20 protein-coding genes and 2 pseudogenes are annotated in these 23892 nt (G+C 42.7%); 14 read left to right on the forward strand and 8 right to left on the reverse strand.

All coding sequences use genetic code 11. The features are described from left to right. Positions 1-344: 344 nt before the first annotated feature. From AC6H4V_RS03720 to AC6H4V_RS03750, 7 genes and pseudogenes are all read left to right on the forward strand, one after another. Positions 345-998: pseudogene (locus AC6H4V_RS03720) on the forward strand (nitrate- and nitrite sensing domain-containing protein); the annotation flags it as partial. Between the two features lie 144 nt (positions 999-1142). Next, positions 1143-2129 (forward strand): annotated as a pseudogene (locus tag AC6H4V_RS03725) (methyl-accepting chemotaxis protein); the annotation flags it as partial. Between the two features lie 89 nt (positions 2130-2218). Beyond that, positions 2219-3427 (forward strand): TolC family protein, encoded by a 1209-nt coding sequence (locus AC6H4V_RS03730; protein ID WP_497607517.1) that lies wholly within the window; start codon positions 2219-2221, stop codon positions 3425-3427. Then, positions 3417-4595, forward strand: a complete 1179-nt coding sequence (locus tag AC6H4V_RS03735; protein ID WP_497607518.1) for an efflux RND transporter periplasmic adaptor subunit — start codon at positions 3417-3419, stop codon at positions 4593-4595. The genes AC6H4V_RS03730 and AC6H4V_RS03735 overlap by 11 nt, the downstream gene beginning before the upstream one ends. Next, complete coding sequence (locus tag AC6H4V_RS03740) at positions 4592-5290, forward strand: ABC transporter ATP-binding protein (RefSeq protein ID WP_497607519.1); 699 nt, start codon at positions 4592-4594, stop codon at positions 5288-5290. The genes AC6H4V_RS03735 and AC6H4V_RS03740 overlap by 4 nt, the downstream gene beginning before the upstream one ends. Then, positions 5287-6498: an ABC transporter permease gene (locus AC6H4V_RS03745; RefSeq protein WP_497607520.1), complete on the forward strand. Its 1212-nt coding sequence runs from the start codon at positions 5287-5289 to the stop codon at positions 6496-6498. Before AC6H4V_RS03740 ends, AC6H4V_RS03745 begins: the two co-directional genes overlap by 4 nt. Positions 6499-6598: 100 nt before the next feature. Continuing rightward, the gene (locus AC6H4V_RS03750; RefSeq protein WP_497607521.1) at positions 6599-8506 is read left to right on the forward strand and encodes a ferredoxin-like domain-containing protein; all 1908 of its coding nucleotides are present in this window, start codon (positions 6599-6601) and stop codon (positions 8504-8506) included. Positions 8507-8630: 124 nt separating this feature from the next. On the opposite strand, the gene modA is transcribed toward AC6H4V_RS03750, so the two are convergent. Genes modA through AC6H4V_RS03765 form a run of 3 tightly spaced genes read right to left on the reverse strand, consistent with a single transcriptional unit; the run spans position 8631 to position 11027 of the window. Then, entirely contained in the window at positions 8631-9362 is a 732-nt protein-coding gene (gene modA / locus AC6H4V_RS03755; RefSeq protein WP_497607522.1) for a molybdate ABC transporter substrate-binding protein, read from the reverse strand. Next, on the reverse strand, positions 9359-10180 hold the full coding sequence (gene modD, locus AC6H4V_RS03760; RefSeq protein ID WP_497607523.1) for a ModD protein: 822 nt from the start codon (positions 10178-10180) through the stop codon (positions 9359-9361). Before modD ends, modA begins: the two co-directional genes overlap by 4 nt. A gap of 55 nt (positions 10181-10235) precedes the next feature. After that, on the reverse strand, positions 10236-11027 hold the full coding sequence (locus AC6H4V_RS03765) for a TOBE domain-containing protein (RefSeq protein WP_428729701.1): 792 nt from the start codon (positions 11025-11027) through the stop codon (positions 10236-10238). Between the two features lie 281 nt (positions 11028-11308). Here AC6H4V_RS03765 and pyrH point away from each other — a divergent pair, with 281 nt between their 5' ends. The 6 genes from pyrH to AC6H4V_RS03795 are packed head-to-tail and all read left to right on the forward strand — an operon-like array spanning position 11309 to position 18157. Then, positions 11309-12022 carry a UMP kinase gene (gene pyrH, locus AC6H4V_RS03770; protein ID WP_497607524.1) on the forward strand — a complete coding sequence of 238 codons (714 nt, stop codon included), beginning with the start codon at positions 11309-11311 and terminating at the stop codon, positions 12020-12022. Between the two features lie 15 nt (positions 12023-12037). Then, positions 12038-12256 (forward strand): DNA-directed RNA polymerase subunit omega, encoded by a 219-nt coding sequence (locus AC6H4V_RS03775; protein ID WP_428729699.1) that lies wholly within the window; start codon positions 12038-12040, stop codon positions 12254-12256. 10 nt (positions 12257-12266) lie between these two features. Continuing rightward, positions 12267-14414 carry a RelA/SpoT family protein gene (locus AC6H4V_RS03780; RefSeq protein ID WP_428729698.1) on the forward strand — a complete coding sequence of 716 codons (2148 nt, stop codon included), beginning with the start codon at positions 12267-12269 and terminating at the stop codon, positions 14412-14414. 29 nt (positions 14415-14443) lie between these two features. Continuing rightward, positions 14444-15646: a tyrosine--tRNA ligase gene (tyrS, locus tag AC6H4V_RS03785; RefSeq protein ID WP_428729697.1), complete on the forward strand. Its 1203-nt coding sequence runs from the start codon at positions 14444-14446 to the stop codon at positions 15644-15646. Then, positions 15643-16734 (forward strand): nitronate monooxygenase, encoded by a 1092-nt coding sequence (locus AC6H4V_RS03790; RefSeq protein WP_497607525.1) that lies wholly within the window; start codon positions 15643-15645, stop codon positions 16732-16734. The genes tyrS and AC6H4V_RS03790 overlap by 4 nt, the downstream gene beginning before the upstream one ends. A 10-nt stretch (positions 16735-16744) precedes the next feature. After that, positions 16745-18157 (forward strand): N-acetylmuramoyl-L-alanine amidase family protein, encoded by a 1413-nt coding sequence (locus AC6H4V_RS03795; protein ID WP_497607526.1) that lies wholly within the window; start codon positions 16745-16747, stop codon positions 18155-18157. A gap of 9 nt (positions 18158-18166) precedes the next feature. Here AC6H4V_RS03795 and AC6H4V_RS03800 read toward each other — a convergent pair whose 3' ends face one another. The 3 genes from AC6H4V_RS03800 to AC6H4V_RS03810 are packed head-to-tail and all read right to left on the reverse strand — an operon-like array spanning position 18167 to position 21835. After that, positions 18167-19246: a DHH family phosphoesterase gene (locus AC6H4V_RS03800; protein WP_428729694.1), complete on the reverse strand. Its 1080-nt coding sequence runs from the start codon at positions 19244-19246 to the stop codon at positions 18167-18169. A 14-nt stretch (positions 19247-19260) separates the two neighbouring features. After that, positions 19261-21429 (reverse strand): flagellar biosynthesis protein FlhA, encoded by a 2169-nt coding sequence (gene flhA / locus AC6H4V_RS03805; protein WP_428729693.1) that lies wholly within the window; start codon positions 21427-21429, stop codon positions 19261-19263. Between the two features lie 4 nt (positions 21430-21433). Then, on the reverse strand, positions 21434-21835 hold the full coding sequence (locus AC6H4V_RS03810; protein WP_428729692.1) for an RrF2 family transcriptional regulator: 402 nt from the start codon (positions 21833-21835) through the stop codon (positions 21434-21436). A gap of 289 nt (positions 21836-22124) precedes the next feature. Here AC6H4V_RS03810 and rpsO point away from each other — a divergent pair, with 289 nt between their 5' ends. Further along, positions 22125-22400, forward strand: coding sequence for a 30S ribosomal protein S15 (gene rpsO, locus AC6H4V_RS03815; RefSeq protein WP_497607527.1), 276 nt, complete (start codon positions 22125-22127; stop codon positions 22398-22400). Positions 22401-22525: 125 nt separating this feature from the next. Here rpsO and AC6H4V_RS03820 read toward each other — a convergent pair whose 3' ends face one another. Together AC6H4V_RS03820 and kdsB are read right to left on the reverse strand one after the other, a co-directional pair. Further along, a complete protein-coding gene (locus AC6H4V_RS03820; protein ID WP_497607528.1) occupies positions 22526-23065 on the reverse strand; it encodes a Uma2 family endonuclease in 540 nt (179 codons plus the stop codon). 40 nt (positions 23066-23105) lie between these two features. Continuing rightward, positions 23106-23822 (reverse strand): 3-deoxy-manno-octulosonate cytidylyltransferase, encoded by a 717-nt coding sequence (gene kdsB, locus AC6H4V_RS03825; RefSeq protein WP_497607529.1) that lies wholly within the window; start codon positions 23820-23822, stop codon positions 23106-23108. Between the last annotated feature and the right edge of the window lie 70 nt (positions 23823-23892).

Here is a 23892-nt window from a genome sequence, read left to right on the forward strand (position 1 = left end):
TTTAACTAAGAATAACATAAAAAACACTAAAGAGGAGTTTCACCCCTTCGTAGAGAGTTTGTTATGGGTTGCAAAAACGCAACATTAAGCTTTTGTAAGTAAAATAGCTGTTTTATTTTATGATGTGAATGTTACAGTTGCATTACAAAGAAGCAAAGAGGAGAAAAAAGGTGAAAAACCTAAGTATAAAAGTAAGGTTGATGGTGTTGGCGCTTGTGCCGATTTTGGTGATTGTAGCACTCTCCACCGGAAAGATAGTATTTGATATTGGTATCAAAAAAAATCTTGAGGAGACTAAAGAGCGCATCCATGAAGTAGAATCTTTGGCAAAAGCGATTCATTTTATGCAGATTGAGCGTGGTCTTAGTGTTGGCTTTGCTGCTTCAAATGGCACAAAAAATGGCGATAAACTCCCAGAGATGAGAGCAAAGGTAAACAACGCAATCGCTGAGATAAAAGATGTTTACGCTCAAACTAAGGGCGATAGTTCGGTGCTTGGCAACTTAAGCGAGCTTGAGACAAAAAGGGCTGCCATCGACGCACTCTCTCTAAGTGCGCCAGATACAGGGGCATACTTTTCGAAAACTATCGTAGCGCTTATCGATGGGGCAACGATTATCCCATCGCTGATGGACGATAAAGATGGAAGAAACACGATCCAAGCATATACCCATCTAGCTTCCGTCAAAGAGCAGTTGGGGCAGATACGCGCAAACCTCAATGGCGCTTTTACAAAAGATAGCTTCGCTGGGCATACTTACTTTACGTTTGGTGGCTCTTTAGGAGCATACAATGTCAACAGCCGTAAGTTTGTAACACTTGCTCCAAAAGAGCTGCAAGAGTTTTACAAAAACAACTTTCAAGGCGATGTGGTTGAAAAAACATTTGCAATGATAGAGATAGCAAAAGAAAAAGGTACTCAAGGCGGTTTTGGCATCGATGCGTCGGTTTGGTTTACAAACGTGACAGCGTCTATCGAGATTTTGAGAAATGTGGAGCTTGAACTTTATAAGTATGTTTACACAAATATAGACAAAGCCATAGCAGACACATCTTTTAACATCATGGCGCTTAGTATAGGTCTGGTAGTGGGTATTATTTTGTTTGCATTACTCATACTTTTCCTTATCAAATCATCCGTTAGCGACCCGATAGAGCGTTTTAAAGCTACCCTTGTGAACATCGGAGAGAGCCATAACCTCACTATAAAAGTAGATGAAAATGCACCACTTGAGCTTAGCCAAATGGCAAAGAGCTTCAATGGGCTTTTAGCAACACTAAGAGACCTTATCGAGACATCTAAGAGTAGTTCAAGCGAAAACGCTTCCATCTCTCATGAGCTCTCAACAACAGCGATGGGCGTTGGGGAAAATGTCGAGAAAAGTGTACTTGTGGTCGATGATGCAACGAAAAAAGCAAGAGAGATTAAGGGTGAGATAGAGCTTGCCATCAGTGAAGCATACGAGAGTAAAAAAGAGATACTCCGAGCAAATGAAAATCTAGGGCACGCAAGAGATGAAATCATCAACCTTACACACAAAGTGCAAAACTCTGCACAGCTTGAAGCTGATCTCTCTATGCGCATGGAGGCACTCTCTAAAGAGGCAGGCGAGGTAAAAAATATCTTAGATATCATCGCCGACATCGCTGATCAGACAAATCTTCTCGCGCTCAACGCTGCCATAGAAGCGGCTCGTGCGGGTGAGCATGGACGTGGGTTTGCCGTAGTTGCCGATGAGGTGCGCAAACTTGCAGAGCGCACGCAAAGAAGCCTCACGGAGATAAACGCAACCATCAATGTGATTGTGCAATCCATAAGCGATGTAAGTACACAAATGAGCGAAAATGCCGACGAGATTCAAGAACTCTCTAGCAGCGCAAGTGATGTAGAGTTTAAGATAAACGAGAGTGTTGCCATCGTCAAAGAGGCGGTTCGTGCGACAGATAAGACAGTGAATGATTTTGAAAAAACAGGTAAAAATGTAGAAATCATCGTGGACCAAGTAAGTCAAATCAACGCTATTTCAGCTACAAATGCAAGAAGTGTCGAAGAGATAGCAGCAGCAGCCGAGCATCTCAACTCTATGACAGATGAACTTCACGCAAAACTTGAACTCTTTAGAACGTAATTTTTAACCCTCACTCCTCACGCACTCAAAAAGTGCGTGCTACTATTTTCAAATGTATCTTATAATAGCCTTTTTACTAAGGAACAGTGATGAAAAACGCTAAAACACTCTCTTTTTTACACTTTTTGCTTTTTGTTTTGCCGCTAAGTGCGCAAGAGGCAGAACTTCTCTCGCCGCAGAAACGGGAGTTGTTGTTTCAAGAGCAAAACAGATACGAATCAGAGAATGAAAAACTAAGAAACAACTGGATAGCACCGCTAAATCTCGGTGCTTCATGGGGATACGACAAGAGTTATCTCGGGGATTACGGTTTTAGTAAAAACACTTCCGCTTCCATAACGCAAGATATTTTTCGCTCTGGAGGCATAGAGTACCAGATAGAGTACGCAGATGCCAAAAAAAGAGCGGATGCGATGGCTCTAAACTCCCAAAGAGCGGCGTTAAATGAGGAGATTTTCACCTATGTTTTAAACTACAAAAAGACGCTTTATCAAAAAGAGCAGAGCGAGCTGACGCTTAAAAACCAAGAGATTGAGATTTTTATAAAACAGCAGCTTTATGATGCAGGAAAAGCCGATATCACGGAGCTTAATAATGCACTTGTAGCGCAGAGCAGCCAGCTGAAAAATCTCGTTACTTATGACTACACACTTGCAAAACTTAAAGAGGATGTTGCAAAGATAAGCGACATAAACCCCTCTGAGTTCGCACTTCCAACGCTCTTCTTAGTAAAAAAGGAGAATTTTTTGCAGGAAAATATCTCGCTTAGTTATGAGAGGCTTCATTTAGAGAGCCTCAAAGGGCTTTACGGCGTGACAAAAAGCGGTTATCTTCCGTCACTCAGCGTAAACGCAGATGTCGGGTACAGAGAGTACGAATCCAAAAAATATACAAACAGAGATGATGGCGCATACTACGGCGTGGGAGTTGCGCTCAACATCCCTTTGGCTTACAACGCCAAAGCGACTATCCAAGAGGCACAGGCGACGCAGATGAAGCAGTCTGCACAAGTTGCCGATAAGCAAAGAGCCTTAAATGCTTCTTATGAGCAGTCCATTGCACTGATAGAGAGTTACCGCAGATATAACGAAGTAAGCACAAAAAACCTCTCTTTGTACGACGGTCTCATTGATGCCATCAAAGCAGGGGTGGACGCAGGTACAAAAACAGGGTACGATTTGCAAATCATAAAAAATACAAGAGCTATAGAAGAGCTAAACATAAAAATAAGCGAGATAGATATGCAGCTAGAGTTGGCAAAACTCCATTTTTCACAAAGAGTAGCAGATGGCAGATAAGATGATAGAGCAGACACTCGGTGTCGGTGGGCATAAAAAGAGAAGTTTTAAGATATATTTTATACTTTTGTCTATTTTGTTGCTTATGTCGGGAGCTTTTTTTTGGTACAAAACCGGCAAAAACAAAAATGAGATAGAGTACATAAGCGCACCGCTTGAGAGAAAAACCATCACCGTCATGGTTGACGCGAGCGGAAACATGGAGCCTACAAACAGTGTTGATGTCGGAATAGAGGTCTCCGGAACGATAAGCGAGGTTTTGGTTGATTATAACCAACATGTCAAAAAAGGGGAAGTGATGGCTCGTCTGGATACCGTCAAACTCTCCTCAAAAGTGACAAGCTACCAAGCCGCACTTGCAAAATATGAGGCAAATGTGGCAGAGGCAACGGCAACACTCACAAAGTCCAAAAACGAGTGGCTTCGAGTTGATAAGATGATAAAAGCGACAAACGGAGGCTACCCCTCAAGACAGGAGGTTGACAGCGCATACGCCGCTTACGAACTCTCTCTTGCCTCTTTGGAGGTTGCAAAAGCAGGGCGCAATCAGGCAAATGCAGAGCTAAAAGCCGCTCAGGATGACCTTAAAAAAGCCGTTGTTGTATCGCCTATCGAGGGTGTAGTTTTGGCAAAAAAAGTAGAAGCGGGACAGAGCGTGGTTGCGGCTATGACTGTTCCCGTTCTCTTTAGTTTGGCGGAGGATTTGACAAAGATGAAAGTGATAGTGAGTGTCGATGAAGCCGATATCGCCGATGTAAAAGAGGGGCAAAGCGTGGAGTTTAGCGTGGATGCGTACCCGCAAAAAACCTTTAAAGGGGTTGTGACACAGTTGCGCCTAAACTCACAGATAGTCAACGGCGTTGTCACTTACGATGCCGTTGTAAATGTGCAAAACCCTGAACTGCTACTTCGCCCAGGGATGACTGTTTTTGCGCATATCGTTACCGATGTCATAAAAGATGCTCTTGTCGTCCCAAATGCGGCACTTCGTTTTACTCCGCCGATGCAAAAAAGAGATGCTACTGGCGAGTATGTGTGGGTTTTGAGAGAGAACAAACCCTCTAAAGTTGCGCTTAAAGTCGGAAAAAGCGACGGAAGTTTTAGCGTTATAGATAGTGCGGAACTAAGCGAGAGAGATGCGGTTTTGGTGGGAATCAAAGAGCGATGAGAGAGCAAAAGTATGTTATAGAGCTTCAAAATGCCACAAAATCATACGGAGAGGCGGAAGCAAAAACATTTGCCATGCAAAGCGTAAATCTTCAAGTAGAGCATGGAGAGTTTTTGGCGGTCATGGGTCCCAGCGGTTCAGGAAAATCAACCACCATGAACATCATCGGCTGTTTGGATACGCTAAGCGGAGGGGAGTACCTTTTTGAGGGGGTTAATGTCGGTTTGCTCTCGCAAGACCAGCGTGCGCTTTTGCGCAGAAACTACATCGGGTTTATATTTCAGGGGTTCAATCTGCTAGGAAAAACAACCGCCGTTGAAAATGTCGAACTTCCGCTTCTTTACCGTGGCTATGGCATGCATGAAAGAAGAGAGATGGCGATGGAGGCACTCAAAAGCGTGGGGCTAGAACATGTCGCACATCACACACCGGGTGAACTCTCAGGTGGACAGCAGCAAAGAGTAGCCATCGCCAGAGCTATAGTGACAAATCCGCTTATTTTGCTCGCAGATGAACCGACAGGCAACTTAGATACCGCAAAAAGCATCGAGATTATGGAACTTTTGCGCTCTTTTAACAAAGAGAAAGGGATTACCGTTTTGATGGTAACGCATGAGATGGATATGGCAAAGTACGCCTCAAGAAGGGTTTTTTTCAGAGACGGAAGCATAGAGAAGACGGAGCAAAGTTTATGATTTGGAACGCTTTTTTACTAGCCCTTCGTGAGATTCGCAGAAGTGCTTTGCGCTCGGCACTTACCACGCTTGGCATCGTCATAGGCATAGCCTCTGTTATCGCTATGGTTATGCTAGGCGACGCTACGACGGCGTACATCACGCAAAGCATCTCAAAACTTGGAACAAATATGCTCATTCTTGTTCCAGGGCAAAAACAAAAAGGTCCTCCGGCAACAGACTCAACGGCGAGAAGATTTACGCACAGTGATGTAGAAGCCCTCAAAAAAGAGCTTGCAAATATCCGTGGTGTCGCACCAATCGGCTCAAGCCAGATGCAAGCCGTTTATGGAAACAAAAACTACCAAACAACGGTGGATGGGAGCGACAACGACTACTTTGTCGTCAAAGATTGGGTTTTTGCCTCTGGGAGAGAGTTTTCACCCATAGAGATTCAAAACGGAAAAGCGGTGTGCGTTATCGGCGAGACCATACGCAAAGAGCTTTTTGGTACGCTAAATCCAGTCGGTGAGTCCATCCGTCTTGAGAGTTTTTCATGCGAGGTTGTCGGTTTGCTTGAAGCCAAAGGTGCGGCAATGTTTGGGATGGATCAAGATGCCATCATCGTCACGCCCATCCGTATGTTTCAAAGACGCATCAGCGGAAACAAAGAGGTTGCAAGGATGATTATCTCGGCAAACTCCTCATCGCAGATAGAGAGTGTCAAAGAAGCCGCCACCTCTCTTATGCAGGAACGCCGCAAGGTAAGGGCGGGAGAAGAGAGTGATTTTAATCTCCACGATATGCGTGAAATGGTACAAACACTCTCCTCTACAACGCAGATGTTGACCATTTTGCTCGGAGCCGTTGCGGCGATTAGCCTGCTTGTCGGCGGCATAGGCATCATGAACATCATGCTAGTATCCGTCACGGAGCGAACCCGTGAAATAGGCATAAGGCTTGCCATCGGTGCGCTTGAGAGAGAAGTTTTGCTCCAGTTTTTGGTCGAAGCCATAGTCCTCTCATCCCTCGGCGGTGTTTTAGGCATCATCATCGGTGTAGGTGCGGGAGTCGGTATATCGTTCTTTTTCGATTTGCCGCTTATCTTTAACACTTTTATCGTCATCGTTGCTTTTTTGTTCTCAACGATGGTCGGAGTAGTCTTTGGCTATTTCCCCGCCAGAAAAGCCGCACGACTTAATCCTATCGAGGCTTTGAGGCATGAGTAGGGTGAAATTTTTGTAATTGCCTAAAAAATAATCATAAAATCGCCTATCTTTACCTATGTAACTGCTAAAATTTTGACATATTTGAGAGATTGGAGTGTCAATGGAAGCATTACAAAAAGCATACGACGCAAGAGCAAAAAAACTCAACAAAGTGGAAGAGACAAAAACGCTCAAAACCCCAAAAGAGGCGTTTGCGATGCTTGAACACTATGCAAAAGAGGGCTACGCATCCATTCCCGATGAAGACAAAAACTACTTCTTAAAATGCTTTGGCATCTATGACAAAAACGACCAGACACCGCAAAAGTTTATGATAAGAGTACGCATCAGCGGGGGTTACCTAAACGCTGCACAAGCCAGAGTTTTGGGAGAAATCGCACAGGAGTTTGGGGAGGATTACATCGACATCACAACCCGTGCGCAGATTGAGCTTCGCTACATCGACATCAAAGATATACCGACTATTTTTGAGCGTATGCGTGCGGTAGGGATAAGCTCCTACCAAACAGGCGTGGACAACTTTCGCAACATAGTTACCGATCCGCTTGATGCACGTGGGTTTGACACTGTTTTGCCATCTTACGAACTGCTCAAAAAACTGGAGAGTTCATTTTTGCACGACTGGAAGTGGATAAGCGCACTTCCTAGAAAGTTCAACACCTCCATCACGGGCGCAATTTCAAACCGCTGCAACGCTTTTAGCCATGACTGCTGTTTTGTTTTGGCGCAAAGGGAGGGATTTTGGGGTTATAACATGTTTCTTGGCGGAAAAGTGGGCAAAGTGGCAAAGAGTGTGGATATCTTTTTGCTGCCATGCGAAGTGCCTCTCGCGTACAACTCCATCATCGACATCTTTAAGCGATTTGGTTTTCGTGACAACAGAAACAAAAACCGCCTCTCTTTTTTAGTCGAAGCGGTGGGCATGGAGGAGATACGCTCTGCCATCTGCCAAAACGCAGGAGTTGACTTTGCACACGCTGGCGAGACGATGACAAAGCTTGATTTTAACGACCCAGACCACGGACGAGTGCAGTTAAGAGACGGGTCGTTTGGCGTGCATATGGTTGTGCCAGCAGGTATCTTTAGCGGAAGTGATTTGGTGCGTGTGGCGGATGTGAGCCAGATGTGGGGAGATGGAGAGATTCGTTTTGACATCGAACAGAGCATCTATATACTTGGCGTAAAAGAGATAGACGCACTAAAAAACGAGGCGATTTTTCAAAAATACAAAAGTGTGGATTCGCCCTACAAAAACCATCTAATCGCATGTGCAGGTTCACAGCACTGTCCATTTGGCGTCATTGAGAACAAAAGCGATGCCATCAAAATGGCGGAGTATCTGGAGAAAAAAGTGCCGCTTAGCGAGGGCAGGGTACGCATGTACTGGTCAGGATGTATAAAAGGGTGCGGACTAAATGGGCTTGGAGATATCGGTTTTGAGGGGTGCAAAGTCAAAGTAAACGGCGAAATGGAGGGCGGTGTCAACATCTCACTAGGCGGAAAAATCACAAGCGAGGGCTTAGAGGGCTACACCATACTAAAATCCGCTTCCTTGCGTTACGCACACTTTTATGTTGAGACGCTGATGCTTGAGTACAAAAGGCTCAAAAACCCATTTGAGAGTTTTGAGCAGTTCCATGAACGCATCTTAAAACTCTACACCCCCGCTTGCATCGGCTTTATGATGAAACTGGGAGCTTACCTTAGAGAAAATGGTATCGACATAGAGATAGGCTTTGGCGAGAGAGTAAACACAGGAAGAAACGAAGAATTTGAGCTTTTTGAACTGGGACGCAAACTCTACATGAAGCTAACAGGGCGTGAAGCATACAGCGCATACGACAGATTTACAAATGTGCTAAAGAGTGAAAAACTACAAAGTATCCGCTCTCTTGTAGCAAGCGCAGATGTAAACCTCTCCCTTTTATGCGAGAAGATTTTGGATACAAAAGAGCAAAACAGAGCAGTGGTCTTTTCAGAGGTGGAGGGGTTTATAAGTTTGGGGTAGTGGTAGCAATTTTTTTCTAGTTCCCACGGTCTCCGTGGGAATGTATATAAAGTTAAAGCGACAAAAAAGCACACACTCCCACGCAGAGCATGGGATCGAGGAAAGAAGGCTTCTTTTGCAAGCTCTAAAACCCATACTTTTTAAAAATCTCTTGTGATTTTTGTGAGAGTATAAAATCTGCAAACTCTTGTGCCAAAGGCTTTTCTTTGGCGTATTTTGTAAGTACAAACGAGTGTTCAAGGGGTTTGTATTTGGTTGTGTCTATAAGAAAATAGTGGCTCTTCTCTTTGCTTTTGACGAGAGAAAATGCCACGATTCCCACCTCTGCAGCGCCGCTCTCAACGAACTGTACGCTTTGTGCGATGTTGTCTCCAAGAACAAGTTTGCTTTTTATGTCGTCTAAAAGGTTGTAGTTTTTTAGAGTCTCCATCGCCGCAGCTCCATAGGGTGCCACTTTAGGGTTTGGGATGGAGATGTGTTTGACGCTTTTGTTTTTAAGGCTCTCTAAACCATCTTTGAGAAGATTTGCATCGTGCGCGTAAACTGCAAGCCTGCCAAGGGCATATACTTTTGCTTCACCTAGCGCATTGCCGTCCTCTGCTATTTTTTGTGGGTAGAGACTGTCTGCTGCCATAAAGATATCATAGCTAAGTCCGTTAAGGAGCTGTGCATACGCTTTTCCAGTAGCGCTGTAAGTGACCTCAATACTATCTTTTGGATGCTGTAGTTTGAACTCTTCTACTATCTCTTGCATCGCAAACTTTGTGCTTGAGGCTGCAAATACTTTAAGATTTTGAGCGGTAGAGTTACTCACAAGTGCGATGATTATAGCTGCTATTTTGATAAATTTTTTCATTTTTGCTCCTTTTTCATAGTGACTTTGATATCCGCAGGTTTTGCATGGTAGGGCGAAGATGTGACGATGGCATCTACACCACACGCCGCAAACTCGGCAACATTTGAAGCGTTGATGCCGCCTGTTGCAGAGACTTTGAGATGCGAAAACTCTTTTTTGAGTCCTACGCACTTGAGAAGCAGGGCAGGGCTCATTTTTTCGCACTGAAGAACATCCGCACCAAGCAGAGCAAAATACCTTGCCTGCTCATAACTCTCTACTTCAACGATAATTTTTTTCTCAACAAAATTTTTTTTCAATTTCTGAAAACTATTTATAAGCTCCTCCTCGTTTTGCAAAAAAACAAGATGCTGTTCAAAAATCAAAACCGAGTCAAAAAGACCAAGCCGATGCGCTACGCCGCCACCGTCCATAACTGCTTTTAGCATCAACTCCTTTGCTGTTGGAAAATTTTTGCGTGTTGTTGCGATGGTGATATCAGGGTTTATAAGTCGTGCTTTTTGCACCATTTCATGCGTATAGGTTGCGATACCGCTCATATATTCAAAGATATTTTGCGCTGTTTTCCAAGCACGGTGAAGCGATTTTGCATCGCCTTTGCACTCCGCTATTGTTTGACCTGCTTCAACAAAAGCGCCGTTTTTTTGAAAAAATGTGTACTCCAACTCACACTCTTGAAAAATCTTTTTAGTCTCATCACAGCCACTTAGAATGATGTCTGCTTTTGGAGCAAATGAGATACTACCTCTCTTCTCACCGATACCAAGCCCAAAAGTAGTCAAATCAAAATAACCGCTATCTTCACGTAATAAATCCATCTTAACTCCTTAAATATCATTGTATAATAAAATATATATCGCTTTGTAAATTTTTTTACCATAAACCAAGTATGATGCTCTTAGGTTTGCAAAAAGAGACAACTTCCATGCCCGTCTGCAAACCCAAATCATCAAAAAGTTCAACACCCATCGTTGCACAGAGGGTATGAGAACCTTTGAGTTCTATGATAACTTCACAGTTAAAGCTGTCACGGTTTATTCGGCTGATTTTGCCTAAAAAGCGGTTCATATCGCTTTTTTGAAGTTTCAAATCTCTGCTGATTGTCAGTGCATTTGCTTTAAAAAGAGCATATATTTCCATGCCTAAAGTGAGCTCTAGCTGCTCAAGCGAATCATTGGTGATAACCGCCATAAATGTCTCTTTGCTGCTCGGTTCTAAAAAAATTTCACTCTCAACAACCCCTTTTTGAATCCTTACAACCTTTGCTCGAAGCTGGTTTCTAGCACTGATGCGGACATCAAAACTCTTTAAAAGATGGATATGCCCATTTTTTTCACTGATGCGTTTGGAGAGGTTGTTCAAAAAAGCATCATGCTCTTCTTGCAAAATTTTGTATGTTTCAATCAGCTCTTTTGCATAGGTTGTAAGGTGTGTACCCCCGCCGCCTTTGCCGCCTTTTGCGCTTTGCACAAGGGGGTGCTCTGAGAGATTGTTCATCGCATCCACGGCGTCCCATGCAGCTTTGTAGCTCATCTTCATCTCTTTGGCTGCTTTAGTGATAGAGCCGCTTTTGCCGATGTTTATAAGCAGTTCAATCCGCCCCTCGCCAAGAAAGTTATGCTCCGATTTGTTAAGCCAAAACCGACCGTTGATACTGTTTTGCAAGAAATCCCTTTATTAGACTTCTTGTACAACCTCTGTTTGTTCACTAGGGCTTCACGGTGGGTACCCCAAATCTATCAAGCTAGATTTGACCCTTCCGTTGCAGAATCGTTCACAAACAGAGGTTGTACAAGAAGTCTATTTATTTATATGATGTGGTAATGGTAGCGAAGTATAATAAAATATATTACGAATGTCAAACTTTTACAAAATAGGGGATTGGCAAAAGCAATATCAAAGAGAAACTTAAGTATAATTCGCGGATTTGTACACAAAGGAATTGCATGGCTAACAAACGGGTATTGGTGAAGTTTTCAGGCGAAGCTCTTGCGGGTGAAGCTGGTTATGGAATTGACACAAAAATCCTCAACTATATCTCTCAGGAAATCAAATCTTTGGTAGAAGCGGGCATTGAAGTGGGCATCGTTATCGGTGGCGGAAACATCATTCGTGGGGTAACTGCGGCACAAGATGGCATCATCAAAAGAACTTCTGGCGATTATATGGGGATGCTTGCAACAGTTATCAACGGCATTGCTATGCAAGAGGCGTGTGAACATGCAGGGCTTCAGGTGCGTATGCAGACTGCCATCAAAATGGAGCAGATTGCCGAGCCTTACATCAACCGCCGTGCAGTGCGCCACTTAGAAAAAGGGCGTGTCGTTATATTTGCAGCAGGAACCGGAAACCCGTTTTTTACAACAGATACGGCTGCAACACTTAGAGCAGTTGAAATAGGCGCTGAAGTAATCATCAAAGCAACAAAAGTTGACGGTGTTTATGACAAAGACCCAAATAAATTTAGCGATGCGATTAAGCTTCAAGAGCTAACATACGAGCAGGCATTAAGCGATGACATTAAGGTGATGGATGACACATCTATCGCTCTGGCAAAAGACAACTCGCTTCCGATTTTAGTATGTGATATGTTTAAAAAAGGTAATCTTTTAGACATTTTACAAAACGGCAATATGCAAAACTGCTCAATAGTCAAATAATCTTAAGGAGATAAAATGAAAGTAGAAGTATTAACAGCAAAAATTTTAGACAATAACCCAAGTATGGATCGTTACCAACTTGCAATTGCTGTGGCAAAAAGAACAGATGAGCTCTTAAACGGCGCAACAAGCAAGTTGAATGTTTCCAAAAAAACAAAGACAGCCGATTTGGCACTGATGGAAATCGCACAGGGCCTTGTAACTATCAAAGGCTTTGCTGACATAGCAAAGTAATGGATGTAACTTGAATCAAGTAGATATCAAGCAGATAAAAGAGATAAACAGCGTTGTATCTGCTACAGAGTATCTTTACTCCCAAATTCCACCAAGCCTGACGCTCCAAAAAGCGTTAGACTACTCCATAACCGCACATGAAAATCAGTTTCGCAAAAGCGGAGAACCTTACGTTGTCCATCCTATCTTAGTCGCAAGCATCGTCTCTTCCATAACCAACGATGAGTCAATGGCGATAGCCGCACTTTTACACGATGTTGTGGAAGATACGATTATCAGTATTGAAGAGGTAAAAGAGCTTTTTGGTGCCGATGTAGCGCATCTTGTGGAGGGTCTTACCAAAATCGACACCATCCGTGATGCCGAACTTATCTCATCCAACTCCAACGAAAAACTTGTTGTCTCCGCACTCTCATTTCGCAAAATGCTTCTTGCAAGTATCAAGGATGTGCGGGTTTTGGTGGTCAAGCTATGCGACAGACTCCATAACATGCTCACGCTTGACTCACTAGCACCTCACAAACAAGAGCGAATCGCTGAAGAGACACTCGTTGTTTACGCTCCTATCGCACACCGTCTAGGTATCTCTTTTTTAAAAAATCTACTTGAAGATTTGAGTTTTTCCTATCTTTTTAAAGAAGAAAAAGAGCAGATTGATACTTTTTTAGAAAATCATTACCACGCTATCGAGATGAGACTCAATGAGTTTCGCGAGGCTATCCATAAGATTTTAGTGCAAAATGGCTTTGTTGAAGATGATTTTGAGATACTCTCTCGTGTAAAGCACAAATACTCCATCTACCTTAAGATGCAACGTAAAGGTGTTGGGATAGAGGAGATTTTAGACCTTTTAGCGCTTAGAGTTCTCACAGACGATCCTGTAAAGTGCTACAACATTTTAGGGCTTATCCATCTCCATTTTCAGCCGCTCTCTTCACGCTTTAAAGATTACATTGCCGTACCTAAAGATAACGGGTACAAAACCATTCATACAACCGTTTTTTACAAAACAGCTATCTTTGAAGTGCAAATCAGAACATACGATATGCACCAAACCGCTGAACTTGGCGTTGCCGCGCACTGGAAATACAAAAGCGGCGGCAATGACAATGTCAAACTTGACTGGCTACACAACCTTGGCTATCAAAATGAGTCGGTTGAAGATTTTTATGATCTCATCAAAAATGACCTCTACAGCGAGGATATCTCTGTTTTTTCTCCAAAAGGTGAGGTTTTTACCCTTCCACGTGGTGCGGTTGTGCTTGACTTTGCTTATGCCGTGCACACACACGTAGGTAACCATGCAAAAGCAGCTCTGGTGAACAAAGTCAAAACATCTCTCATTAACGAACTCCATAACGGCGACATTGTCAAAATCGAACTTGATGAAAACACCATCACGCGCTGTAGTTGGCTTGATGCAGTTAAGACTTCCAAAGCCAAAACAAATATCAAGTACAACTGTAACGCAAGAGTACGAGAAATCGATGCAAAATCAAGCATCAACATTGTTGCAGCAGCAATGAACTTGAGCTCTCTAAGTGTAGAGGAGTGGTTTGATAAAAACAACTGTGACAAAAGAGCGAGTGTCACGACCGATATAGAGCATTTGCGCGACGTGATGCATAAACTGATGAATGAAATCAGCCAAAATAGCCGTTTTAAAGGATTTTTATCCAGACATCGCTTTAAACTCAAACTTTATAGTATAAGAGGTTTAGAGATTTTTAGTACATCAAGTGTGAGCGATGTTGTGTTTGACTACTGCTGCCATCCAAAAAATGGCGATGAGGTCATGGCGTTTTTAGAAAAAGGAAAAGCGCATGTACATCATAAAATGTGTTCAAGTGCCATCAAAAAGCTTGATGCCAAAGAGCCTATGGTTTTTATAAGATGGGAAAAACTCACTATTTATAACTACAATATGATAGTCTCACTTCATAGTGGGGTAGGGACTTTAGCAGAGTTCTTAAACTTTTTGGCAAAACTCAAAATCGACATCAACCAGATAGAACTCGGAAAAAACAAAAGCGAGTCCACACGCTACTGTGAAATAGGGTTTGAGTCCAAAGAAGCAGATATTAACGCACTTCGTGCTAAAATCGAACAAAAGATAAAAGTGATACATTTTATCCGCACTGATGATGCGTATAGATAATTTATAATTATAATAGGAAGTTAGAGAGTATGTTACAAGAAGCCCTAAGAGAGATACAAAGAGGAAGTGCTGAGATTATCGACAGCCAGAGGATAGAGAAGCTTTTAAAAGCCTATTTTGAAGAGGGCAAGACCTATACGGTTAAAGCAGGTTTTGACCCGACTGCTCCGGATTTGCATCTTGGACACACGGTTCTTTTGCAAAAACTCGCCACTTTTCAGAAGTACGGTGCAAAGATTCAGTTTCTAATCGGTGACTTTACCGCACAAATCGGCGACCCGACAGGAAAAAGTGCTACAAGAAAAACTTTAAGTGCCGTAGAAATCTTGGAGAATGCAAAGAGCTATAAAGAGCAGGTTTTTAAGATTTTAGATGCTTCAAAAACAGAAGTTGTCTTTAACTCAGAGTGGATTAACCCGCTTGGAGCTTCTGGGATGCTTACACTTACAACCACTTTTAATGTTGCAAGAATGTTAGAGCGTGATGATTTTGACAAAAGATACAAAAGTCAAACACCTATCGCTATTAGCGAATTTATCTACCCTTTACTTCAAGGGTATGACAGCGTACATCTCAAAAGCGATATCGAGATAGGCGGAACTGACCAGAAGTTTAACCTTTTGATGGGGCGACATCTTCAAAGAGCTTATGAGATAGGAAAAGAGCAGGCTGTGCTTATGATGCCTATCTTAGAGGGGCTTGATGGTGTGCAGAAGATGAGCAAATCTTTGGGCAACTATATCGGTGTGGCAGAGGAGCCAAACGATATGTTTGCTAAGGTTCTTAGCGTCTCTGACGAGCTTATGTGGCGTTACTATGAGCTACTTAGCACAAAAACATTGAGCGAGATTGAGGCACTTAAAGAGGGTGTTTCAAACGGTTCACTGCATCCAAAGAGAGTAAAAGAGGAGTTGGCGTTAGAGATAACGGCGAGATTTCACTCTCTTGAAGCTGCAAATGCCGCAAAAGAGGAGTTTGAACGTGTCCATGCAAAAAATGAAATTCCGACCGAAATGGAGGAGTTTAGCGTGGATGGAGAGATAGCTATCACTAAAGCGCTTGTGGATTGCGGCTTGACACCTTCAACTTCTCAGGCAAGAAGAGATATCAAGCAGGGTGCCGTGAAGATAAATCAAGAAAAAATTGGTGATGAGCAGTTACAATTAGGAAGCGGAGAGTATATCCTTCAAATCGGAAAAAGAAAATTTGCAAAGTTAAAGGTCAGCGCATGAGCTATGAATCACTCAAAATCGGAAAATATAGTATAGAAAAACCTATAGTTCAAGGCGGAATGGGAGTTGGCGTTAGTTGGGATAGACTTGCCGGCAATGTCTCAAAAGAGGGTGGTTTAGGTGTCATCAGTGCTGTTGGAACAGGCTATTATGAAGATAAAAAGTACGCTTCAAAACTTGTTGCAGGCAGACCTCTTGAGGCACTTGGGTTTTACTCCAAAGAGGGTTTTGATGCGATTATCCAAAATGCAAGAAAGATTTGCGCAGACAAGCCTCTTGCGGCAAATATCCTCTATGCTATCAACGATTACGGGCGTGTTGTGCGTGATGCGTGTGAGAGCGGGATTGACATTATCATCACTGGCGCTGGTCTTCCTACAAATATGCCAGAGTTTACTGAGGGGTATCCGGACGTTGCTCTTGTTCCTATCGTCTCCTCTGCAAAAGCACTCAAAATCATCTGCAAAAGATGGAAGCAACGCTATAACCGTCTTCCTGACGCTGTTGTGCTTGAGGGTCCAAAGAGCGGCGGGCATCAAGGTTTTACCTATGAGCAGTGTTCTATGCCTGAGAATCAACTAGAAAATCTTGTCAGACCAGTTGTGGAAGAGGCGGCACTTTGGGGAGATATTCCTGTTATCGCAGCAGGTGGTATTTGGGATAAAAGTGACATCGAGCAGATGATGGCACTTGGTGCTAGAGGCGTGCAGATGGGGACTCGTTTCATTGCAACGCATGAGTGTGATGCGCATGAAAACTTTAAAAAAGTTCTCTTAGAGGCTAAAAAAGAGGATATCCAACTCTTTTCCTCTCCAGTTGGCTACCCTGCACAAGGGATACGAACAAATCTTACTCTTTTAGTAGAAAAGCGTGAGGGTCCTGCTATCAAATGTATCTCCAACTGTGTTGCACCTTGTAACCGTGGAGAAGAGGCAAAAGAGGTTGGTTACTGTATAGCGGATAGACTAAGCGATGCTTATCTTGGCAACACGGAAACGGGACTCTTCTTCTCAGGCACGAATGGGTACAGAGTAAATGAGATTATTTCCGTTAAAGAGCTTTTAAATAAACTGGTTGATGGCGAATAGTTTTTAGAGGATGATGCAATTTTTTTCGTGGTTGTTACCATTTTTTTTAGTTGTTGGACTTTGGGCGGATGATGAGACGCTCAAACGCGCAGAGACATATATGCAAAGTAACTCACAGAGCAATATTTTTCGTGCATATAACGACTACAAAAATCTCTATTTGCAATCTATGGTAAATGGGGATGATGCCTTAAAACTTGACGCTTTAAAAGGCATCGTAGCGAGTGGTACAAAACTTGAGATAGATGTTGCAAAGTATGCAGCAGAGCTCAAAACACTCTCTACAAAAAGCAGCACGCACTACAAGCAGCCAGAACCCAAACCGATGAAAAAAACGAAGCACATCGAAGAGGTGCAAGTAGGCACACTTGCAAAGTTGCAAACTGTAAAATGGAAAAACAATACACTTCTTTTAACTTTTGATCAGCCAATCGATGCAAATCGCATCAACTATTTTACGCTCCATGATAAGAAGAAAAAACGTTATCTCTATGCATTTGACATTAAAACATCTATGTTAACTAGTTCGCATAACATTACAAAAAAAGGCATCTCAAAGATAAGAATTGCACAGTTCAACCCAGAGACGCTCAGGTTTGCAGTAGAAAACAGTACTTCCATAGAGCTCTCGCATCGGGTAAATGAGAGAACTCTTGAGATTACTTTTGGTACAGAAGCAAGTAGGGCTACACAAAAGGCTTTAGAAGCTACTCAAAAATCTACACCTTTGCCAAAAACTGTAGGGGGCAAAAAGATAGTCATTGACCCAGGGCACGGCGGGACAGACCCTGGAGCTATCGGTCACAATGGGTACAGAGAAAAAATAGTTGTTTTTACTATCTCTCAAGAGCTTATCAGGATTCTCAAAAGCAGAGGACATACTGTTTATCTGACAAGAAATGATGATACTTTTGTGAAACTTAGCAAAAGAACAGAGTTTGCAAATGACAAAAAAGCAGATATATTTGTAAGTATTCACGCTAACGCAGTGCCAAATGGAAATGCGCATGAGGTGCATGGGATAGAGTGCTATTTTCTCTCGCCTTCACGCTCTGAGAGAGCCAAAAAAGCAGCAGCTCAAGAGAACTCAGCCGATATGAGCGATATGAATATCTATGGCAAAGATAGTTATCTTAACCTCTTGAACCATCATAATATCGTAGCGTCCAACAAACTTGCCATAGATTTACAAAGAGGAATGCTTGGCGCACTCAACCCAAAGTACAAAGATGTACGAGATAGTGGTGTCAAAGAGGGACCTTTTTGGGTTTTAGTCGGAGCACAAATGCCTTCTGTTTTAGTTGAAGTAGGCTTTCTCTCACATCCAAAAGAGGCAACGCGTCTTGTAGATAAAGAGTATGTAAAAACGATGGCAAAAGGAATGGCAGATGGCATTGAACGCTATTTTGTCAATAACCAGTAAAAAAAGAGGTTAACTCTCTTTTTTATACTCCAACTCTCCTGCAACAGCCTCTTTTTCATTGATGATTTTTTCTATTTGCTGCTTTACTAAGTCGTAGCGAAACTGCTCTTTAAAACCTACTATGCGACCTCCAGCAGCATTGGGATGTCCGCCGCCGCCGCACCACTCTTTGGAGATAGTAGCTACATTGACACCGTTGTTTGCTCGAATGCTGAGTGTCCCTTTAAAACTTACATCCACAATAAAGTCATACTCTGGATAGGTGAGTAAAAAACCGTTGCCGATGATAGAGGTGTTGCCAACAGCGTAGCTTAAGTAACCTCTGTACCCTTTGTAGTAAATCGTCTTTGTCTCTCTTGCATCGCCTAAGAGCTTGACGATGTAGGTTGTAGCCAAGTTGTCAAGTGTATCATTTTTCTCTGTTTTGAAAAAATCTTTTTTAAGAAGATGTATCTTTTCATCTAAAGCGATAGGCGCATCTTCGAGTTCCATATATTTTGTCGCTTCAAGGAGGAGTGAGAGTTTATAATGGTTGTCCTCTTGGGGGAACATAATCTTGTTAAGCTCGCGCATTTCACTTATAAGGCGCATGCAGACTTTGCCATACTCAAAGTTTGCATGCTCCTCCATCTTCCATAAATCCACCGCATTGACTATAGCGACATAGTGCTCCATCCATGCGGGGGCATCAAGCAAGAAGTGCTCTTTTGCGTAGTCATAGGTGATTTTTGTTGCAGATCTTGTGGTGTCAAGAAAATACCATGGGTACTTTTGCGCACTCTCTTCACCCGTTCCGTGGTGGTCAAGAAGCAGAAGCGTCACTCCTTTTTTGGAGTTATTCAGTTTTTCAACTTCGCCGTTGAGCCATTTGGACTCTTCTGCCGTCAAATTGAGGTCAGTAATCAAAAGCGTTGCGTCTTGGGCACTTGCCGTGATGTTTTGCAACATCAACTCTAATGTCTGCTTTACCTCTGCACCGTAATTGGCATTGTAGTTGAGGAGTTTGTGCGGAGTGTGGCGCATAACAAGCTGGCAGCTGTACCCATCTAGGTCAGTGTGTGAGAGATGGTGGATGGTTTGTGTATTCATTTCGTTCCTTAGATTTATTTAATAGAGATAGAACCCATAACTTCAAACGTTGCATTTGAGTCTATCTCGGCATGGGAGAGTGTCACGATATCAAGAGAGAAGCGCTCAAGTATCTCTGCAATCCCTCTGCGCAACTGCGGATCAACGATAACGACAACAGGAGAGATTCCTTTTTGTAGCATCTCAGCAGCTTTTGCACTTGTTGCTTGGATAAGCGCGTTTATCTCGGTGACATTTAAGAGCAGATGACGCATCCCATCACGCTCTTGAGATTTTTCAAGCATTAACTGCTCAGAAGCAGTGTCAAAAGTGAGCAGTCTGACTACCCCATCAGGACCAGAGTACATCTGTGTGATGATGCGGGAGAGTTTGGCGCGTACCTGCTCGGTAATAATCTCAACATTTTTAGTATATTCAGCGATATCGGCGATGGTCTCAAGGATGGTGAGCATATCTTTGAGAGGGATTTTTTCATGTAGCAAGGCTTTGAGAACCCTTTGTATAAGCCCGATAGAAGCCACTTTTTGTAGATCTTCGATGATAACTGGAAAGTCACCTTTAATTTTAGTGATGAGTGTTTGCACCTCTTGACGCGTGAGAAGGTCTTGGGCATTTTTTTTCACAAGCTCACTCATGTGAGTAGAAATAACAGTCGCAGGGTCAACGACAGTATATCCGTTGATGATGGCATCCTCTTTTTGACTAGGCTGTATCCACATCGCATCAAGCCCAAATGCAGGCTCTTTGGTTGCTTCTCCCTTGATGTCTCCCGTTGCCATGCCGCTGTCCATCGCTAAAAATTTATCTGGAACGATTTTGCCCTCGCCAATAGCGATACCCTTCAGTAAAATCTGGTACTGCTGAGGCTGAAGATGGAGGTTGTCTCTAATGCGCACTTGCGGCATTAAAAAACCAAAATCGGCTGCTATTTTTCTGCGCATAGAGCGGATGCGCTCAAGCAAATCGCCCCCTTGTGTGTTGTCTGCAAGACGGATAAGTTGGTAGCCAAGAGTAAGTTCAAGCATCTCGACTTTGAGGATGTCCTCAAGCGCACTCTCCTCCTCTTTGGCAATCTCCTCGTTAGTTTTTGCAGGGCGTGCAGCTGCGCGCTCTTTTGCTTGCGCCTCTTTCTCTTTTGGCGTGAGAACTCCCTCCACATTGAGGATTGTAAACTCTCCTTTTTGGTACTTGTAGAGCGACCAACCAAGAAGTGCAAAAAGTATGCCTACAAGCCCCATAGAAGCGGTAGGAAGCCCTGGAACAAGTGCAAAGAGAATCATGATAAAGCCCACAATCATCATGATTTTTGCATTTCCCATGATTTGGTTGATGGTGCCCTCTGCAAAGTTGTCTCCATCGCCAGAAGAGCGAGTAATCATGATGCCCGTTGCAGTAGAGATGATAAGGGCTGGTATCTGCCCAACAAGCCCATCACCGATAGTTAAGAGTGTAAAGACGCTAGCACTCTCTCCCACCGGCATATCGTGTTGGAAAACACCGATTAAAAAGCCGCCGATGATATTGATGAGCGTGATGATAATCCCCGCAACAGCGTCCCCTTTGACAAACTTGCTTGAACCGTCCATTGCTCCGTAAAAATTGGCATCTTGAAGGATTTCGGCTCTTCTTTTTTTCGCTTCAGCATCATCGATAAGCCCCGCGTTAAGGTCTGCATCAACCGCCATCTGTTTTCCGGGCATAGAATCAAGCGTAAAGCGCGCTGCAACCTCTGCAACCCTTGTGGAACCTTTGGTGATAACCATAAAGTTGATGATAACTAAGATGGAAAAAACAATGATACCGATGACATAGTTTCCACCGACAACAAAGTTGCCAAAACTGGTAATGATTGAGCTAACAGCATCGACGCCCTCGTGCCCATGACTCAAAATCATCCTCGTAGTTGCGATGTTGAGCGCAAGCCGAAAGAGTGTCAAGATAAGTATGAGTGTTGGAAAAGTGGTAAGGTCGGTTGGTTTTGGAACATAGAGCGAGATAAGCAAGATAAGTACTGCAAGCGCCATAGAGACGGTAAGGAGCACATCGAGCATGGCAGAAGGAAGTGGCACAATGATAATCGCCAAAATCGCCATAACAAAGATAACAACACTTAAATCTCTTTGCCCGATTAAAAAATTGAGTGTTGTGCCGACTTGTTGTCTAGTTGTGAGTTTTTTCGCCAATCTTCTACTCTAAAATATCTGCTAAAGTTAAATCCGCCAAAAAAGTGTCGATTCTTCCTTGAAGTTTATTTAAAAATGGCCAAAGTGAGCAGAGCTGCGCTTTGCCTGATGGACATGAGTACATCGAAGGAGAGCAGTCAAAAACTGCAGGAGCTTTTCCCTCAACGGAGGACATAACATGAAGCATCGTTATATCTTTTGGTTCATGCAAAAGTGCAAAACCGCCGTTAACGCCTTTGTAGGATTTTAAAATATCATGTTTCGCCATGGCTTGAAGGATTTTTGCTAGAAAACTTTTAGGAATAGAGAGCTGATTTGAGAGCGTTTCGCTATCCATGGGTGCAGAAGCTTTTGAGAGAACAATAAGAGAGAGTATCGCATACTCACTGGCACGTGTTATTAACATTGTATTACTTTATTTGATTTTTACTGATGTTACGCACTAAAACGAACTTGCCCGTTTTAGTGGCAGGGACTCAAGTCCCTACAACCCCCTAAAGCTACGAAAAACAAGTTTTTCGAGATTTACAAGGTATTTCATGCATTTTTTTATAAAAGTGCGTGCGTAAGGTCAGATTTTTAAAAAGATTATATCAAAAGAAGTTGAAATAAAAGGCAAAATCAGATATTATTTCGTTTCAACTTTATGCACTGATTTGTGTGACTGTTAGATTATATACCTTTTGGAGGCCACCATGGCTTTAGATTTGGCTAAAAAACGAGAAATCGTTGCAAAATTCGGTCGTACTGAGAATGACACTGGTTCAAGTGAAGTTCAAATTGCACTATTAACAAATAGAATCAGTGACTTAACTGAACACTTAAAAGTGTTTACAAAAGATCACGCATCAAGACTTGGTCTTTTAAAATTAGTAGGACAGCGCCGCCGTCTTATGAAGTATTTCAAAAAGACAAATAAAGATGCTTATCTCAAACTAGTTGCAGAACTAGGTATTAGAGATAATATCTAATTATTTGATGTTACGCACTAAAACGAACTCGTCCGTTTTAGTGGCAGGGACAAAATGTCCCTTGCAACCCCCTAAAGCTACGAAAAGTAAACTTTTCGAGAAAATTAGAAAAAATCCCCCAACCCCTACCAAATCTTAGAAAAATCAAAATCAATACTGCATTTCTCAAGTTCAAATTTTACGCTAGCGTCATGTGTGTCACAAAGTTTTATATAGCGTCCATCTTTAAGGTGGTAAATTTTGGCAACTTCACCATCAGGATTGATCGTGATATAGTAGTTTACGCCCTCTTTTTCGTAGATTTTGTGTTTTAGGTTTATATCTTTTGAAGCAGTAGATTTTAAGAGAACTTCAAAGATGATTTCGGGTGCTTGTTGGATGTAAGCTTCATTTTGCGGTATGTGGCAGATAACAAGATTGTCAGGCTGCACAACCGTATGTTCGTCTATCTTCCAGTCTATAGGAAGAAGTGCTTGACAAAATTCGCAACCCTCTAAAGCTTCATCTAAATATCTTGCAATTTTCGCACTGATACTCTGATGTTTTATCATAGGCGCAGGACTCATAGCGTAAGCTACGCCGTTGATAATCTCCCATTTTCCTTCCCAATTTTTATACTCTTCATAAGTATATGACGGCATAAAATCCAATTCTAAAGCACCCATCCTCACTCCTTCGTGATTTACGTTGATTATAACGGAATTTCTATAAAAAAATCTCCACCGCTCTTCTCAAATCTTCTTCGGTATCTATTCCAAACCCTGTACTTGCTACCTTGACCATGCTTATCTTTTTTTGATGATAAATCGCACGGAGTTGTTCTAGTTTTTCTATATCTTCTAACGGTGCATCCTCTAGGCTACAGAACTCTTGAAGGCTTTTTTTGTCAAAACCGTAAATTCCGATATGTCCGAAATAGTTTGCCTCTCCGCTTCTGTTAAAAGGGATGGGTGAGCGGGAGAAGTAGATAGCGTTGTGTGCGGCATCAAGGACTACTTTTACGAGATTTGGGTCAAGGGCTGATTCGGTGTTTATGGCATTGTAACAGCTTGCCATAACAAAAGGCTCGTTTTGTTCTTGTAAAAACTGCAATCTTTTTTGCAACGCCTCTACAACTCCGCTCTCTATGAATGGCTCATCTGCCTGTACGTTTATGACTATCTCATCATCTGCTAGGTTTAGGATGTTTGCGCATTCGTTGATACGGTCTGTACCGCTTTTGTGCGTGGTGGATGTAAGCATAGCTTCGATGCCGTGCGCCTTGCAAACAGAGATAATCTGCTCATCGTCCGCTGCCACCACAACTCTATCAAGATGCGCAACTCTTTTTGCCGTTCTAACCACCATCGGCAAACCACCGATATCAGCCAATACTTTTTGAGGAAACCTTGTTGAAGCAAGTCTTGCAGGAATAATTATCATTTAAAGCCTTTTATACTAAATATAGTTAATTATATTTGGTATGAGATATAATTGCATAATTATATCAGAT

The sequence above is a fragment of the Sulfurimonas lacustris genome, from assembly GCF_059705355.1.

Excerpts from the sequence above, each read along its gene's own strand:
- AC6H4V_RS03810 (WP_428729692.1), bottom strand. The coding sequence starts at position 21,835 with ATGTTAATAACACGTGCCAGTGAGTATGCGATACTCTCTCTTATTGTT.
- AC6H4V_RS03800 (WP_428729694.1), bottom strand. The coding sequence starts at position 19,246 with ATGAATACACAAACCATCCACCATCTCTCACACACTGACCTAGATGGG.
- AC6H4V_RS03795 (WP_497607526.1), top strand. The coding sequence starts at position 16,745 with ATGATGCAATTTTTTTCGTGGTTGTTACCATTTTTTTTAGTTGTTGGA.
- AC6H4V_RS03745 (WP_497607520.1), top strand. The coding sequence starts at position 5,287 with ATGATTTGGAACGCTTTTTTACTAGCCCTTCGTGAGATTCGCAGAAGT.
- rpsO (WP_497607527.1), top strand. The coding sequence starts at position 22,125 with ATGGCTTTAGATTTGGCTAAAAAACGAGAAATCGTTGCAAAATTCGGT.
- kdsB (WP_497607529.1), bottom strand. The coding sequence starts at position 23,822 with ATGATAATTATTCCTGCAAGACTTGCTTCAACAAGGTTTCCTCAAAAA.
- tyrS (WP_428729697.1), top strand. The coding sequence starts at position 14,444 with ATGTTACAAGAAGCCCTAAGAGAGATACAAAGAGGAAGTGCTGAGATT.
- AC6H4V_RS03820 (WP_497607528.1), bottom strand. The coding sequence starts at position 23,065 with ATGGGTGCTTTAGAATTGGATTTTATGCCGTCATATACTTATGAAGAG.
- modA (WP_497607522.1), bottom strand. The coding sequence starts at position 9,362 with ATGAAAAAATTTATCAAAATAGCAGCTATAATCATCGCACTTGTGAGT.
- AC6H4V_RS03740 (WP_497607519.1), top strand. The coding sequence starts at position 4,592 with ATGAGAGAGCAAAAGTATGTTATAGAGCTTCAAAATGCCACAAAATCA.
- pyrH (WP_497607524.1), top strand. The coding sequence starts at position 11,309 with ATGGCTAACAAACGGGTATTGGTGAAGTTTTCAGGCGAAGCTCTTGCG.
- AC6H4V_RS03775 (WP_428729699.1), top strand. The coding sequence starts at position 12,038 with ATGAAAGTAGAAGTATTAACAGCAAAAATTTTAGACAATAACCCAAGT.
- AC6H4V_RS03790 (WP_497607525.1), top strand. The coding sequence starts at position 15,643 with ATGAGCTATGAATCACTCAAAATCGGAAAATATAGTATAGAAAAACCT.
- modD (WP_497607523.1), bottom strand. The coding sequence starts at position 10,180 with ATGGATTTATTACGTGAAGATAGCGGTTATTTTGATTTGACTACTTTT.
- AC6H4V_RS03750 (WP_497607521.1), top strand. The coding sequence starts at position 6,599 with ATGGAAGCATTACAAAAAGCATACGACGCAAGAGCAAAAAAACTCAAC.
- AC6H4V_RS03730 (WP_497607517.1), top strand. The coding sequence starts at position 2,219 with ATGAAAAACGCTAAAACACTCTCTTTTTTACACTTTTTGCTTTTTGTT.
- AC6H4V_RS03735 (WP_497607518.1), top strand. The coding sequence starts at position 3,417 with ATGGCAGATAAGATGATAGAGCAGACACTCGGTGTCGGTGGGCATAAA.